Origin of the sequence: Colwellia sp. M166 (assembly GCF_024585285.1) — a bacterium.
GTDB lineage: Bacteria > Pseudomonadota > Gammaproteobacteria > Enterobacterales > Alteromonadaceae > Cognaticolwellia.
Map to the genome: position 1 here is coordinate 4,088,820 of NZ_CP040755.1, position 15,779 is coordinate 4,104,598.

Consider the following 15,779-nt stretch of genomic DNA (forward strand, 5'->3'; position numbering starts at 1 on the left):
ACTCTTAAAAATGATGTCGATTAATTATACCCCAATGTTATTAGCAATAAAGATAAAACAATAAACGATTTTCAGCACAACATCACACATACATCGGTCGTAACAAGAGTAAACAGCATGCATTCAGCAATACAACTTAGCAAAGAAGAGCTTAGAACCACCAAGCCTACTCGAGATGAATACGTAAATAAGCCTAAAATTCCACTGGTATTGGTATTAGACAATGTCACCAATAGCTACAATATTGGCTCGTTTATTCGCTTGGCTGACGCTTTTGCTATCGAGAAAATAATTGTGTGTGGTGCGCTGACTATTTCAGATAAAAAATTGCGTAAAGCCTCAAGAAATGAAGCGAAATGGGTTTGTGTTGAATATAGCGATAGTACCACCGCAAGCATACAGGGCTTAATTGATAAAGGTTACGCTATTTACGGCGTTGAACTTTGTCAGCAATCGGTTGACTACAAAGAGCTTAATTACTCGTCACCTTGTGTGTTAGTGTTAGGTAATGAGCGCAAGGGCGTTAGTGAGGCGGCACTGAAATTAACCAATCAACAGATACATATTTCCATGCACGGCATGGGAAATTCGTTAAATGTTTCAACCGCCGGCGCTATTGTACTGGCTGAATGTGCTAGCCAAATGCGTAAAAGCATCAAAGGTTAAATGGCATTGCTTTTAATGATGATTTGCTTAATCGAGTAAAGTTAGGTGTAATGGCAACAGCATAAAACATGATATTTGCTAGGATGATGCGAAGAATTATATGGTGCAATAACATTAACTTTACAGCGCTTTAGTTTAAAAAGTAAATCATCAAACATGAAAAATATTAATACTGACACGAATAGATATATCAGCGCTGAGAGATAACAGCTCAGTGCAACATTCGAATATGCCATATAAACAATATGTGCCTAAATAGGACGTAGTTATATTTTTAATGGAGACCGGCTCATGGATAGAGTAAAATTACTGTGTTAGCTGCTTTACTCGGTATTTTATATGCGTACTTATCGGTATACATCATCAGTATTGGTGCTGCTATTGCCGTACCTGCTAACATTTTGGCTCCGATAGCTAAAGTACCGCCAACTTTTGCCTTTGCCTTAGTCGACATGATTACAACGGCTTTACCGTTAATAATGGTTTATTTTCTTTTTGCTTTTATAGTCAAATACTTCAACTCCAATAAACATTACTTACCATTTTTAGTGTTATTGGCGCCTTTTTGTTTTCAGCATATTTTCTTTTTTATCAACATAGGACAGTCACAAAATTGGTTATTTACCATAGGTACAATAATGCCAAGGTACATTGTGATTGTATTTTTTGCATTATATGTTGCTAAAAAGGCAGCGAATCAAGCTAAGGCTTGATAATAAAAGACGTAAAGTGCACTACTCACATATTTAAATAACCGAGCAAGGGGAGAAAGCTCTGTTTAATCTATTGTTTGATTGGCTATTATTCTGAGTGGCTATATAGTCGTCAGTATTCTCGTATTATCAGCTATAAACCATCGAGCGGTTAAGGAAGACCAAATGAAAAACGTTGCTGTGTTATCGTGTTGGTTTGGTTATAAATTTAATAAGCCACTTAGAGTCAATTCATTCGCTGCCTGTAAACAATGGTGTTACGCGACGATAAAAAATATCCTACCTTTTCGCGTTTTAGATGCCCTAGGTTTAGTGTCCATTATACCTCCAGCACCTAATAATATCGAAAACTGCTACTTTTATTCGAACAATAAAAGGTTAAAAAAAGAAGTTTTGTTTAAAGGTTGGCATTTCTGCTTTATTGAAAGTGACATTGATAACGGAGAAAGTATTACTTCCTCATTATTGGCTAAAAAAGTTAAATTTCTGCAAATTGATGACACTAATTTCAAGCATGCTGAACACATCGTATATATGGACAGTCGACGAATTTCTGATGACATTGCTGATATCATTAAGCTTAATAAAAAAGGGATCTTACTCAGGTATGAAGCAAGGTTTAAGCCCACTATATGGCACGAGGTAGAAGACGCAAAAGGGCAAGAAAGATATGTGAAGCATATGGATAAAACCATCGATTTTATTAATACTAAGCTCGAAAATGGCTATTGTGCTAACAACCGAGTGATGAATACCGGCATTATTGCCTACTCAATGCCGAGCAAAGACAGGCAAATAAAATCGCTTTGTGATGAAGTTTACAATGCCTGCATAATGTTAGAACAGCCAGAATGCCAAATTTTTTGGTGTTTGTTATCTCAGCCTTATCAACATATTCTACATGCGGTTGAAGCTACTGAAATAAAAACTCGTTCAGGGCTTTAATCACACTCAGGGTTTTAAGCAATAGTTTATCGCAATATTTCAATTCAAGATGCTTCACTCTACAAGTTTAAATACCTTACTAAGAAGTCAGTCATTAGAGGCATTATTTTGTTACTGCCTTTGTAGCGCTGAGCTTTAAAATATTTTTTTCTCAGTGCTGTTTTTGCTAACGACAGGGCATAAACAGTTAAATATCAAGCGCTAACGCAACATGCTTTGACACAATATCGTTTTTTGAGCTTAGTTTGACTGCCTTGATTTTGAAACTTACTGGATAAAACCATGTTTTTCTAGGTTGTGTATATTTGGGCATTGTAGTCTCATCAATATGATGAGGTGTCTATTAAATTGAGGGAAGAACAGTTAATAAAAAATCAAGCTTTAGGGGGACAGAGGCTTCCACTAATATTCAGTTGATAAAAATGTAGATATTTTATCAACTGTGCCGTAGGTATAATTGATTTGTTGGGCGAAGCTTCACTTATCGCTTTCGATAGGTAAAAAATGTATTTTTTAACACTAAATTATGCCACTTTACTACTGAGTGCGCTTTGGTCTTTATAAATTCTTCATACGTTTTTTTAATCTTTCTAATTCAATTGCGTTCGAACGTACAGTAAGTTTAATATGCTCATATTGATAGTCTTCTTTAGTGACGCTCATGCTGGCACGAATTTCACCTATGATACCTTTGGCGGTATAAGGCACAATGATCTCATCTTCAATCATCTCTTCTTGTGCCGCATTAACGACATACTGATGTAGTTTACTGATATCATCAGGGTTGCGAGTTGAGGTCATCATGGCATCAGGAAATTCTACCATTAAGGCCTGTTGTTGCTCAGCTGTTAGCTGATCTGATTTATTCAGTACTAATAATTTTTTACTATCTTCAACGCCAACTTCTGCTAATACTTCATGAACAACATCAAGTTGTGTACGAAAAGAGGGGTCAGCAGCATCAACCACATATAGCAATAATGAAGCGTCATGGGCTTCTGCTAAGGTTGAATGAAATGAGGCAACGAGGTCGTGCGGTAATTTTTTAATAAAACCGACGGTATCAGAGACTAATATTCTCGGCTGGGTGGTTGGATACAAAGCACGGACGGTAGTATCAAGGGTGGCAAACAATTTGTTTTCACCTTCAACATCACTACCAGTAATTGCTCGCATCATTGACGATTTTCCAGCATTGGTATAGCCAACTAAAGCAACACAAAATAGCTCTGAGCGCTGTGTGCGACGTCCTTGCATTTCGTCTTGCACGCTCACTAACTCGCGTTTTAATTCGGCTAATTGGTCGCGTACTTTCCGACGGTTTAATTCCAGTGTAGTTTCACCTGCGCCTTTACCCATTTGACGTTCTTTATCACCACAAGAGGACTCACGAAGTCGTGGCGCGACATAATTAAGTCGGGCAATTTCAACTTGTAATTTCGCTGTTTTAGTACGAGCATGGCGACTAAAAATTTCGATGATGATACCGGTACGGTCAAATACCTCTACGCCTAGTTGATTTTCAACATTACGTAATTGAGACGGACTCAGGTCACAATCAAATACCACCACATCGGCACAACCAAAGGGAAGGTTTTCAGACGGTATATCTGACGATGTCATGGCCATTGCCGCTTCATCCGCTAGCGCTTTAGCTGCAGAGTATTCAACTTCTTCAATGTCTTCAACATCACCTTTGTTACCCGTAAGATGAGCTATTTCAGCTAGTTTTCCTAAACCCAGTACATTCACTCTTTTTGTTGAACTTAGTTTTTGCGATTGAGTACCAACCACTTTAAAGCCTAAGGTTGTGACTAAGCGAGCGAGCTCTGCTAGAGATTCAGTAGCTTCATCACCTTTAAATTCAGGTGTGGCAATAGAAATAAGTAGGGCATGATTAAGGGCTGCTTTTGCGGTTAGTTGCATAATGGTTTGATATTGTGCACCTGAGTGCAAACCTAGTGTTAACAAAGTAGCTTGATCCTACGCTGTTATCGACCAGCTTTATAGGTTTAGTGTCGTGGATTTGAATTTATTGCCTACTCAACTGTTGTTATTGTTGGTATTCGTATAGAATTCGGCCTTAATTTTTCCTATTTAGCACTTTATTAAATTGGAAACTCATTATATGACTGCTTCATATTTCTGTCTAACCTGACACAAGCTAATTAAAAGAATATAAATGACTGATAAAACAATAGTAACGCATGACGGTAATTTTCATGCAGACGATGTATTTAGTATCGCTGCCCTTAAAAGTATTTTTCCTGGTTTTAACTTGATACGCACACGCGATCTAGACGTTATTGCCAAGGCTGACATTGTGATTGATGTTGGCGGTGAATATGACGCAGATGCTGGTCGTTTTGATCATCATCAACGTGGTGGGGCAGGCGCACGCGAAAATGGTATTCCTTATTCGTCATTTGGTTTAATTTGGCAAAAATATGGTTTAGCGCTATGTCAAAATAATCAAGAAGTCGCTAATGCGGTTGATGACGGTTTAGTGTCGACTATTGATGCCATTGATTGCGGCCATGTGGAAGGTGTTGCTCAAGGGATTAGTTTGAGCCAAACCATTTCAATGTTTAACCCTACATGGCAAGAAGATGGCGACTTTGATGGTTGTTTTAATGAAGCGGTTGATTTTGCTGCACGTATTTTAGCGCGTTTTATTGCCTCTGCAAGCGGCGGTATTAGCGCGAAAACGATTGTTGCTCAGGCAATTGAAAACGCTGAAGATCCGCGGGTTATTGTCTTAGAAAAATATACACCGTGGAAAAGAACGGTACATGCTTTGTCGACAGAAGCGTTATATATGGTTTATCCATCGCAATCAGGTCAATGGCGAATTCAAACCGTGCCGGTTGAACCGGGTTCATTTGAAGATAGGAAATCATTACCACACGCGTGGGCTGGTTTATCGGGTAAAGCACTACAAGAAGTAACCGGTATTGATGATGCTATGTTTTGTCATAATGGTTTATTTATTGCTGGCGCAGAGTCGTTTGCTAACACCATGAAAATGGCCGCTATTGCACTAGCAGAATAACCATCTCATTAGCTATGTTGAGATGTAGATATGTAGTCATTTTGCAGTGAATTAGATTTGAATAAAAAAGCACGAGTATAGCTATATTCGTGCTTTTTGTTGTTGATTTCTGATGCCTACTTTACGCTTACTTTACTTCAAGTGCTTCTGCCATTGCTTCTTCAGCTACTTGCTCTAACCAGGTAAAGTCGATGGTTTGATGTGCTTCACAAATAAACCACGGTTCACGCGAGTCAGGCTCTAGCATGACACCTTTGTCGATTAAATTCAGGGCAAATTGCGTGTATAAATCACTATTGGTTTTTTTCCAGTCACGATAGTTCTGCGGTACACTGGCGCCAAAATGCACACCAAACATGGCATTAGGACCGGCAAAACAATGTTCAATATCAAACTTGCTAAATACGCGCGACAGCAGAGCTTGAATTTCTTCGCCAACACGGTCGATCGTGGTAAGGGCATCGGTTTCTTTCAATAATGTTAAGGTGGCTTTTGCTGCGCTTAATGCCACCATATTAGCGGTATAAGTACCGCCATGCGTTACACCATTTTTATCAAAAGATATCGCACTCATGACATCCGCTCGGCCACCAAATGCCGCAACAGGGTAACCATTACCCATCGCTTTAGCATACGTGGTTAAGTCAGCATGAATGTTATACAAAGCTTGCACGCCACCTTTAGCGACGCGGAAACCGGTTTTTACTTCGTCCATGATCAGTAATGAACCGTTGCTGTCAGATAGTTCACGTAGCTTTTGCATATAGGCTTGTGTTGAGGCAATGGAACCACAGTTGCCCATGATAGGTTCGATTAAGATCGCTGCTATATCATCACTATGTTGTGCAAAAACAGCGTCGATAGCAGCAAAGTCGTTTAAAGGCACACTAACTTGATGTTCGCGTGTACTTTGCGGAATACCGGCACCAAATGGAATAATTTCTGGTGAGTTTTTATCGTCTAGTTGCCAGTTATCAACATCAGACTTCCACATAACTTCATCATGTAAACCATGAAAGCCGCCTTCAACCACAACAATTTTATTACGTTTTGTAAAACCACGAGCAGTGCGTACTGCGCCGATAACCGCTTCGGTACCTGAATTAGCAAAACGCATTTTTTCAATGTTAGGACAAAGCGACTTCACCAATTCGACAACGTCAGAATCCAGACCGGTTGAAAACCCTGAAATACTGCCAATGTTGGTGATGGCATTAATCACGGCATTATCAACACGTTCATCGCGGTAGCCTAAAATGATAGGGCCGTAAGCTAAACGAAAATCTACGAATGTTTGCTCGTCGCAATCAGTAATTGTACAGCCTTTCATACTGCTCAAAAATACTGTGTTGTCTTCTCCCCAATAGCGATAGCTATCAGCAACGCCTAAAGGCATGTTTTGGTGTGCTCGTTTGAGCATAGCGACACTATTAGGTTTGTGTGTTTTGGTCATAAGGTGGTCCAATCTAGCGGTTTATTTTTCACAAAAAAAGGTGATATTTAATGACGGGGATAATACAGGTAACACACGGCATCAGGAAGTGTTAGCAGGCATTTAACAATAATTTAGTGATAAAAAAGCTCTTACACATTCAGTGTAAGAGCTTTTGAAAGCACAAAGATTAAAAAATCAATAGCTGCTTTATTATCTTGCTTAACTTAACCCAAGTTAACTTAGTTGAGTTGTCATAAATCAAAAGTACGAGAAACAGTGAACACAACCCGTGTATCAGCAGTATCAATATTCATACTGGTGTCTTCAACAGCTAAGTTAAGAGCAAAGCCTTCATAACTGGTTATATACTCAAGGCATATATGATTGTATGTATCATTTTCATTCCATGCCCATTTGTTTTCATCGTTTGACGTTGAACGATCAAAGCTGGCTTTTATACTATGACCCGGAGCAATCTCAATGGTATGGGCAACCATAGCAATATAGTGGCCTACATCAAGACCAAAATAGTCCCAGCTATACCAAAAGTTTAATTCGGTATCACCGACTGACGAGTTATAGGCAAATTTGGCGTAAGTTTCAGGATAATTATAGCTATCTGAGGCTGAGTCACCATGATAAGTATAATAAGCGATACCAGCGTCTAGGCCGACTTTCTCATTTAACTGAAAGTACTTACCTACATAAGCATCCCATTCTAGATTAGTGTCGTCACCGTTACCAAAATCAACATTTGACGCCCAAGTGCCGACATAAAAACCGTTAGCGGCTGAGTAATCTAAACTGGCTTGTAACGCTGGATCATTTCCTGTTTGGCTAACGCCATTAAAGGTGTAATCAGAGGTTACACTAACCGTAGCAGATAAATCAGCTAACGCAGCTGAAGATACGGTTAATAAACAACTTGTTGCTAAGGCAATAATACTTTTTTTCATTACTTTTGTACTCATTTAATTAGGTCACATGTTCTATTTTAGTAAAATCTATTTTATTTTCTTTCGGTGAGCTCTCTATTGACGCCACTTCTTTGAATTTGGTTAATAAGATATAACCAAAACACGTGAAGAATAAGCCAATAACCACAGCTCCAACCCATTGAATTTCTAGGAAGTCTAGTTTAAATAGCAAGGTAAGTAAGCTTAGTGCCGCAAGGTTACCCAAAAAGTATTTAACTCTTCCTACGCGAGCAACACCGACATTCAAGTTATCGGTATATAAACGAATGAGTGAGTCGAGCGAATTAATCACGAAAGTGATACCGACAACGGCCATGGCAAGATTATAAAAACCAGTGGTTTCTAGGCCATTTAAGTTGTAGTAGTACAATACGCTAAACCATATTGCGATTGGGATAGAAGGAAATACCATCATAGCAACCAGTACTTGATAAGTACGTAAACCACCGACAAAACGTGCAGTAAATTGGCCGATCATAATACTCCATGCAAACCACCAATAAAGGTAGAATTCATGATAATCATTCATCGGTAAAACAAACTCATGGATATTGCCAAAGTAGCCGCCAAGCAAGGAGAAGGTATTAGCAAAATCGCTAAGACTTGAGTTTTCGCCCATAAAGGCACCGCCCCACATTAAGGCAATGAGGGCGATAAATAACCAGGTGGTGGCTAAGCTTAAAATACGTACATAGCGGATGTTAGTACTTGAATATACGGCGGTTGCAATAACGAGCAGCACAATTAAGTAGAAACTACCAATAATAGATTCACCATCGCCAAGCTCGGGTAAGTACCAAGGCAAGTTAGATAGCAATAAATAGGCAGTAAAGGCACAGGTACCAATAATCACTATGTTATTGATGAGTTTCACCAGTGGCAGCTCAAAAAAGCGTACGCGTGGCTCGATAACACAAAAATAGAAACAGGTGAGAAAGTAAAAACTCCAAATCAAGAAGGCCCAAAAACCAAACTCAATAGCCAAGGGATTAGTGAAGCCATATTCGGGACTGGTGACTAAATCACCATAACCCGCAAACTCAGTTAATGGAAACATGATCAGTCCCACATCTAAGCCAGAAGTAAACAAAATGGCGATAAAGGTGAAGGTTTTAACCGGGGTAACACCTACACAGCGTACGTTTCCCCAACGATATAAAATAAATGCGATAGTGGCAAAGGTAAATAAAATACCGGCAGATAACCAAGCTGTCATGATTTTCTCCCTGTTGTGCTTTCAATCAATATAAAGATAACTAACTCCTCTTCTTTTTTTATAGTTAGAGTATTCAGCAGCACCTAATAAATCGGTTTAATATTAGGTTTCAAACGTTAATTGTCGCCGTCATACTGTAGTCGTTATAAAAACGCGATGACGGCGATAATTAAGCTCTGAAAGATTACTCGCGATTAATATACCTATAAAATCTCAAGAAGCAGTTTCAGCTGAATCCTGCTTCTTGATGTGGCATGGGTATAAAATATTCTAAAACTTAGTTTGTGGTTCTTTTTGGCAACGCTGAACGTTGTTGCTGTTGCCAGTTAGGATCTATGGTGACTGTCGCGCTAGAAGCAGCAAGTAACTCACGGCCTCTAATAATGTCGGCTGCGCGTTCAGCAACCATAATTGTTGGTGCGTTTAGGTTGCCGTTTGGAATGGTAGGGAAAATTGACGAATCAACCACGCGCAGACCTTCAATACCATGGACACGAGTTTCTGGATCAACCACTGCCAATTCATCTGTGCCCATTTTGCATGAGCAAGATGGATGGTAGGCACTTTCAACAAATTCACGAACAAAGCTGTCTATTTCTTCATCGCTTTGAATATGTGTACCGGGTTGAATTTCTTCACCGCGATATTCATCAAGTGCCTGTTGATTAATAATTTCTCGGGTTAAGCGTACACAAGCACGAAAGCCTTCGCGGTCATCTTCATGCTCAAGGTAATTAAACAAAATTTCTGGATGGGCTTTAGGATCCGCTGAAAGTGCTTTAATATGGCCGCGACTTTTTGGCTTGTTATGGCCAATATGTACTTGAAAACCATGACCAGCAAAAGCTTCTTTACCGTCGTAGCGCATAGCGGCAGGTAAAAAATGGTATTGTAAATCAGGCCATTCAACACTGGCTTTAGAGCGAATAAAGCCACAAGACTCAAAGTGGTTGGTTGACCCTAAACCTTTTTTAGTTAAGATCCAACGTACACCGATTTTAAGCTTACTAAACCAATCTAATTTGCCATTCAGTGAAATAGGTTTTTTACATTTAAATTGAAAGTAAAATTCAAGGTGATCTTGTAGGTTTTGGCCCACACCGGGTAAATCATGCTTTACTTCAATATTGGCAGCGTTAAGGACCGCTTTTGGGCCTATGCCAGATAGTTGTAAAATATGTGGTGAGCCAACTGAGCCGGCAGATAAAATAACTTCTTTACTGGCTTTAACATCAAAATTTTCGCCTTTGCGCTCATACCTAACACCAACGGCTTTTTTACCTTCAAGTAGTACTTTGTGTACTAATGCATGGGTTATAACGGTTAAATTGTTACGCGCCATAGCAGGGCGTAAGTAGGCATTGGCTGTTGAGCTGCGCACGCCGTTTTTAACTGTCATGTGCATTGGGCCAAAGCCTTCTTGCTGTTCGCCATTATAATCTTTAGTGGCAAAGTAACCGGCTTCAACACCCGCATTTACAAACGCTTGGTAAAGCGGATTTTGCATTTGATTACCGTTGTTGACACCTAAAGGGCCATTTTTTGCACGGTAGTCATTGGCATTAAATGCCCAATCTTCGGACTTTTTAAAGTAAGGTAAACAGTGAGCATAATCCCAGTTTTGAGCGCCATGCTGTTGCCATTCATCAAAGTCTTTTGCGTGACCGCGTACATAAACCATGCCGTTAATTGATGAAGACCCCCCAAGCACTTTACCGCGAGGGCAATGCATGCGGCGATTATTAAGAAATGGCTCAGGTTGGGTTTCAAATTGCCAAGCGTATTTTTTGGTATTCATCGGAATAGACAACGCGGTGGGCATTTGTATAAAAATGCTTTTATCACTGCCTCCGGTTTCGATCAGTAAAATATTGTTATTACTGTCTTCACTCAGACGATTTGCTAATACACAGCCCGCTGAGCCTGCACCAACAATAATATAATCAAATTTTTCGCTTTTCATTTAAAACCCATCTTAATAATTTAGTACGTTTGCCACTTTACGGCTTTGCTTTGGACACTAATTTACGTGCTTAAAAAGGACTGTCGAGTTTTTGTAGCCCAACATATACCGCTTTAATTTGTGTGAAGTGATCAAGTGTTGATAGGCCATTCTCACGGCCAATACCTGACTGCTTATAGCCACCAACAGGCATTTGTGCTGGCGATGCGCCGTAGCTGTTGATCCAACAAATACCGGCTTGCATTTGATGAACAACACGATGAGCACGGGTAATATCTTGAGTAAATACGCCTGCCGCTAAGCCTAGTTCTGTGTCGTTAGCGCGGCAGATCACTTCGTCTTCATCTTCAAAGCTTAGTACACTCATCACCGGACCAAAAATTTCTTCACGACAAATGGTCATTTCATCATGACAATCACCAAAAATGGTTGGAGCGGTAAAGAAGCCATCAGGTGCATTTTCAGGGTGGAGTGCTTTGCCACCATGTAGTAGCGTTGCACCTTCTTTAATGCCGATATCAATATAGTTTTGTACAAGTTGTTGATGTTTTGCTGAGATAAGTGCGCCGAAATTAGTTTCAGGATCCATCGGATCACCAATAATAATATTGTTGCGTGTACGCTCGACAAGTTTTTCAATAAAAGCAGGGTAAAGTGATTTTTGTACAAATACACGTGTTCCATTAGTACATACTTCACCTTGGGTATAAAAATTACCTAACATGGCGCCAGAAACTGCATTGTCGAGATCGGCATCATCAAAAATAATCAGTGGCGATTTACCGCCAAGTTCCATAGTGACATCTTTCAGTGAACTTGCCGCCGCCGCCATCACTTTTTTACCGGTACCTACTTCACCAGTAAATGAAATTTTAGCAATTTCAGGATGATGTGTTAGCCAAGCGCCAACTTCACCTGCACCTTGAACAACGTTAAATACGCCATTGGGTAAGCCAGCTTCAGTAAATATTTCAGCAAGTTTTAATGCGCCTAATGGCGTTTCTTCTGAGGGTTTGAAAATCATTACATTACCGCAAGCCAATGCTGGTGCAGCTTTCCAACAAGCAATTTGTAATGGATAGTTCCAAGCACCAATGCCAGCGCAAATCCCCAGTGGTTCACGACGGGTATAATAAAAATCGCCATCGACTGTTTGTTGATTACCTTCAACGCTAGGCGCTAACCCTGCGAAAAACTCAATAGAATCAGCACCAGATAAAACATCAACTACTGAGGCTTCTTGCCATGGTTTACCGGTATCTAGTACTTCAATTCTTGCCAGTTCATCATTGCGTTCACGTAATAATGCTACGGCTTTAAGTAAAATTCGGCTACGCTCCATTGCGCTCATTGCCGACCAAGTAGCAAAGCCAAGTTTTGCACTTGCTATTGCCTTTGCCTGTACTTGCTCATCAGCAACTTCAACTTGGTAGATAACTTTACCGGTTGCAGGGTTGATAACATCAAATGTTTCACCACTCGTGTTTTTAATATAAACACCATCGACATAATTTTTATAACGTGTTAGTGACAAGTAATATCTCCACTTTCTTTAATTTAATGAGTTAAGTTGCTCGTCTATAAAGCTTTTACATAATTGCTCAGCTTGTTTGAACTCTGCTTCTGGCTTGGTGCTTAACGCACAGCGTAGCCAGAAACCATCAATCATGGCCGCCGTTTGCTTTGCCGCTATTTGTGCCGCGTCATCAGCTAGTAGTTGACGAAATGAGAATAGTAGGTTGCTGTATAAACGCTTACTATTGATATTTTGCAATCTTCTCAATTTAGCGTCATGCATTGACTCTGTCCAAAAGCTCAGCCATGTTTTAATGGCCGGAGTCGAACGCTGAAATGGCGTAAAATTGGCTTCTATGATTATTTTTAATCGTTCAGTCGCATCAAGATGTTTAACAGAAATTCGAGCAATTAGTGCCAATCTTAGTTGCTCTAATAGATGCATAATTGTCGCTTCTATAAGCCCTTGTTTACCACCAAAATAATGGCTAATAATTCCTGAAGATAAGCCAGCAATACGGCTGATGGTGATAATGGTCGTGCTTTGTAAACCGAACTCACCAATCGATTCTAGCGTGGCATCGATTAATTGTTGTTTACGTACGGGTTTCATTCCAACTTTAGGCATAAAGAGTTTTCTTTTTTTTAATTGAACGTTCAATTAGTTTCTATTCTAATGGTTTTTACACTAATGATCAATTCAACTATTGAAAACACTTAATAACGCTAAGCCATGCTAAGTATGATTATTGTTGCTAAATCAGTCTGTTGACTAGCTTTTTGTGCTATGTAATTAATCGTTAATTTAAAGCTAAAGATTAGAGTTCGAATGATAAGTTATAGTTAATCCAGTCTTAGCGTTGAATTTTCCCTTAATTCGCACTTAGCGCACAAGTGATGCAGGTTCAAACGAAAAGTGTTTGATATTCAAAGCTAAGGCTGGTTAACCTATTGTATCTTTTGCTTTCTTTTGGGTATAAAAAAACCTCTAATAGTGACTATTAGAGGTTTTGTTTATCAGAGCGTATTAAATATGCTGCATTAAATGCTCGTTTTTAACTAAATCGTCAGGCCTTATGTGGGCAAGTACAATTGTGTAAGTGCTCATTAAGCTTTGAGCTCTTAGCCATTACTCACATCTTCAAAGTCAGCATCGATAACATCATCGTTATTCACTTCGTCGTTGGCAGCATTGGTTTGTTGTTGTGCTTGCTGAGCTTGCATTATTTTACTGTAAGCTTCTTGTAATGCGGTTTGTCGCATTACAATTGCGGCTTTATCATTACCGTTAACGGCCATTTTAAGTTGCTCTATTAAGCTATTAAGCTCAGATTTTTGTTCATCTGCAAAGCTCTCCATGGCTGTTTGTACTGTATGAATAAACTGATCCGCTTGGTTACGTTGCTCAACTAACTCACGTTTTTCTTTATCGTCATTGGCGTGCAGTTCAGCATCATTGACCATGCGATTAACTTCATCTTCGCTCAAACCACTCGAGGCGGTAATGGTAATGCTTTGCTCCTTACCGGTGGCTTTGTCTTTGGCTGAGACATTTAAAATACCATCTGCATCAATATCAAAAGTCACTTCAACTTGTACTGAGCCACGAGGACCTTGAGCAATATCACTTAAGTTAAACTGTCCTAACGATTTATTATCAGTTGCCATTTCACGTTGGCCTTGCAGTACATGCACCGTAACCGCTGCTTGGTTGTCTTCGGCGGTTGAGAACACTTCAGACGCTCGTGTTGGTATGGTGGTATTTTTTTCAATAAGCTTGGTCATTACACCGCCTAAGGTTTCAATACCCAGTGATAATGGCGTTACATCAAGTAATAACACATCACCTACTGTGCCTGACAACACACCTGCTTGAATGGCTGCACCCATGGCAACGGCTTCATCAGGGTTAACATCTTTACGTGGTTCTTTACCAAAAAAGGCTTTTACTGCGTCTTGTACTTTTGGCATACGTGTTTGACCACCCACCAAAATAACTTCGCTGATATCACTTTTGCTTAAACCGGCATCTTTTAACGCTTGCTGACATGGTGCTATGGTACTTTTGACTAAATCATCGACTAATGATTCTAATTTAGCACGAGTTACCTGCACGTTTAAATGCTTAGGGCCACTGGCGTCTGCTGTAACATACGGCAAATTAACGTCAGTTTGTAGTGCTGATGATAGCTCTATTTTAGCCTTTTCAGCCGCTTCTTTAATACGCTGTAGTGCTAATGGATCTTGCTTAACATCGATGCCACTGTCTTTTTTGAATTCATCAGCAAGGTAATTAATCAGGCGTAAATCAAAATCTTCACCGCCTAAAAAGGTATCACCATTGGTTGCTAATACTTCAAATTGTTTCTCACCATCAACGTTAGCTATTTCAATAATAGACACATCAAAAGTACCACCACCTAAATCGTAAACGGCAACTTTCTGATCCGCTTTACTGCTTTTATCAACACCGTAAGCAAGTGCTGCAGCGGTTGGTTCGTTAATGATTCGTTTAACGTTAAGGCCGGCAATTTTACCTGCATCTTTTGTCGCTTGGCGTTGTGAGTCGTTAAAATAAGCCGGTACGGTAATAACCGCTTCTGTCACTTTTTCACCTAAGTAAGCTTCAGCATCTTTTTTCAGTTTACGTAACAGTTGTGCTGATACTTCTTGTGGCGATAGTTTTTTACCATTGACTTGCACCCAAGCATCGCCGTTGTCTGCTTTGACAATTTTATAAGGTGCTAGCTTGATGTCTTTTTGCACTTCTTTGTCGTCAAATTTACGACCAATTAAACGTTTAATAGCAAATAAGGTGTTTTCGGAGTTGGTTACCGATTGTCTTTTTGCTGGTTGGCCGGCTAATATTTCATTGTCTGCATAAGCAACAACAGAGGGGGTAGTACGGCTACCTTCAGCATTTTCAATAATTTTTGCTACGCCGCCTTCCATTACCGATACACATGAGTTTGTTGTACCTAAATCAATACCAATAGTTTTAGTCATAATAATTACCTGCTTCTTTTAAATTAACTTCATAAAAAAGGTCTGATGCTTTAAGGCTATTACCCAGTAAGCAGTTTGACCGTATAAACAGCCTTCACTGTTTGGTTAGTGGAGCTATATTATGCAAGCTGAGAAAATGCTTCTGTCACAAATATGACAGTATGAATAAATTAGATATTTATTTTTACATTAAAAAATTTTAAGATTAAAAATCAATTTGTTAGGTTTTTTGTGTTAACAGTAAAAAAATCAATAGGGTGATTGGCTTTTACTATATTGCAGCAACTAGGT

The 15,779-nt window shown here is 39.5% G+C and carries 12 protein-coding genes and 1 pseudogene; 4 read left to right on the forward strand and 9 right to left on the reverse strand.

Going from position 1 to position 15,779, the window contains the following annotated elements; all coding sequences use genetic code 11:
* The first annotated feature begins 117 nt into the window (after window positions 1-117).
* The 3 genes from FGD67_RS18520 (at window position 118) to FGD67_RS18530 (ending at window position 2,324) form a co-directional block, all read left to right on the forward strand.
* The gene (locus tag FGD67_RS18520; protein ID WP_257172520.1) at window positions 118-666 is read left to right on the forward strand and encodes a TrmH family RNA methyltransferase; all 549 of its coding nucleotides are present in this window, start codon (window positions 118-120) and stop codon (window positions 664-666) included.
* Window positions 667-977: 311 nt separating this feature from the next.
* The gene (locus FGD67_RS18525) at window positions 978-1,379 is read left to right on the forward strand and encodes a hypothetical protein (protein ID WP_257172521.1); all 402 of its coding nucleotides are present in this window, start codon (window positions 978-980) and stop codon (window positions 1,377-1,379) included.
* Between the two features lie 165 nt (window positions 1,380-1,544).
* Window positions 1,545-2,324, forward strand: a complete 780-nt coding sequence (locus tag FGD67_RS18530; protein WP_257172522.1) for a hypothetical protein — start codon at window positions 1,545-1,547, stop codon at window positions 2,322-2,324.
* A gap of 190 nt (window positions 2,325-2,514) precedes the next feature.
* Here FGD67_RS18530 and FGD67_RS21950 read toward each other — a convergent pair.
* Window positions 2,515-2,637 (reverse strand): annotated as a pseudogene (locus FGD67_RS21950) (IS3 family transposase); the annotation flags it as partial.
* Between the two features lie 245 nt (window positions 2,638-2,882).
* Window positions 2,883-4,250, reverse strand: a complete 1,368-nt coding sequence (gene hflX / locus FGD67_RS18535) for a GTPase HflX (protein ID WP_257175161.1) — start codon at window positions 4,248-4,250, stop codon at window positions 2,883-2,885.
* A 256-nt stretch (window positions 4,251-4,506) separates the two neighbouring features.
* On the opposite strand from hflX, the gene FGD67_RS18540 reads away from it, so the two are divergent.
* Window positions 4,507-5,376 (forward strand): MYG1 family protein, encoded by an 870-nt coding sequence (locus FGD67_RS18540; RefSeq protein WP_257172523.1) that lies wholly within the window; start codon window positions 4,507-4,509, stop codon window positions 5,374-5,376.
* A 127-nt stretch (window positions 5,377-5,503) separates the two neighbouring features.
* On the opposite strand, the gene FGD67_RS18545 is transcribed toward FGD67_RS18540, so the two are convergent.
* The 7 genes from FGD67_RS18545 to dnaK form a co-directional block, all read right to left on the reverse strand.
* Window positions 5,504-6,829, reverse strand: a complete 1,326-nt coding sequence (locus tag FGD67_RS18545) for an aspartate aminotransferase family protein (protein WP_257172524.1) — start codon at window positions 6,827-6,829, stop codon at window positions 5,504-5,506.
* Between the two features lie 233 nt (window positions 6,830-7,062).
* Entirely contained in the window at window positions 7,063-7,767 is a 705-nt protein-coding gene (locus FGD67_RS18550) for a TorF family putative porin (RefSeq protein WP_257172525.1), read from the reverse strand.
* Between the two features lie 19 nt (window positions 7,768-7,786).
* Window positions 7,787-9,004: a BCCT family transporter gene (locus FGD67_RS18555; RefSeq protein WP_257172526.1), complete on the reverse strand. Its 1,218-nt coding sequence runs from the start codon at window positions 9,002-9,004 to the stop codon at window positions 7,787-7,789.
* A gap of 277 nt (window positions 9,005-9,281) precedes the next feature.
* Window positions 9,282-10,967, reverse strand: coding sequence for a choline dehydrogenase (gene betA, locus FGD67_RS18560; RefSeq protein WP_257172527.1), 1,686 nt, complete (start codon window positions 10,965-10,967; stop codon window positions 9,282-9,284).
* 70 nt (window positions 10,968-11,037) lie between these two features.
* The gene (betB, locus tag FGD67_RS18565) at window positions 11,038-12,501 is read right to left on the reverse strand and encodes a betaine-aldehyde dehydrogenase (RefSeq protein WP_257172528.1); all 1,464 of its coding nucleotides are present in this window, start codon (window positions 12,499-12,501) and stop codon (window positions 11,038-11,040) included.
* A gap of 18 nt (window positions 12,502-12,519) precedes the next feature.
* The gene (gene betI / locus FGD67_RS18570; protein WP_257172529.1) at window positions 12,520-13,110 is read right to left on the reverse strand and encodes a transcriptional regulator BetI; all 591 of its coding nucleotides are present in this window, start codon (window positions 13,108-13,110) and stop codon (window positions 12,520-12,522) included.
* Between the two features lie 494 nt (window positions 13,111-13,604).
* A complete protein-coding gene (dnaK, locus tag FGD67_RS18575; RefSeq protein WP_257172530.1) occupies window positions 13,605-15,488 on the reverse strand; it encodes a molecular chaperone DnaK in 1,884 nt (627 codons plus the stop codon).
* Window positions 15,489-15,779: the final 291 nt, after the last annotated feature.

Coding starts and splice junctions, on each gene's coding strand:
- FGD67_RS18520 (WP_257172520.1), top strand. CDS start 118: ATGCATTCAGCAATACAACTTAGCAAAGAAGAGCTTAGAACCACCAAG.
- FGD67_RS18530 (WP_257172522.1), top strand. CDS start 1,545: ATGAAAAACGTTGCTGTGTTATCGTGTTGGTTTGGTTATAAATTTAAT.
- hflX (WP_257175161.1), bottom strand. CDS start 4,250: ATGCAACTAACCGCAAAAGCAGCCCTTAATCATGCCCTACTTATTTCT.
- FGD67_RS18540 (WP_257172523.1), top strand. CDS start 4,507: ATGACTGATAAAACAATAGTAACGCATGACGGTAATTTTCATGCAGAC.
- FGD67_RS18545 (WP_257172524.1), bottom strand. CDS start 6,829: ATGACCAAAACACACAAACCTAATAGTGTCGCTATGCTCAAACGAGCA.
- FGD67_RS18550 (WP_257172525.1), bottom strand. CDS start 7,767: ATGAAAAAAAGTATTATTGCCTTAGCAACAAGTTGTTTATTAACCGTA.
- FGD67_RS18555 (WP_257172526.1), bottom strand. CDS start 9,004: ATGACAGCTTGGTTATCTGCCGGTATTTTATTTACCTTTGCCACTATC.
- betA (WP_257172527.1), bottom strand. CDS start 10,967: ATGAAAAGCGAAAAATTTGATTATATTATTGTTGGTGCAGGCTCAGCG.
- betI (WP_257172529.1), bottom strand. CDS start 13,110: ATGCCTAAAGTTGGAATGAAACCCGTACGTAAACAACAATTAATCGAT.
- dnaK (WP_257172530.1), bottom strand. CDS start 15,488: ATGACTAAAACTATTGGTATTGATTTAGGTACAACAAACTCATGTGTA.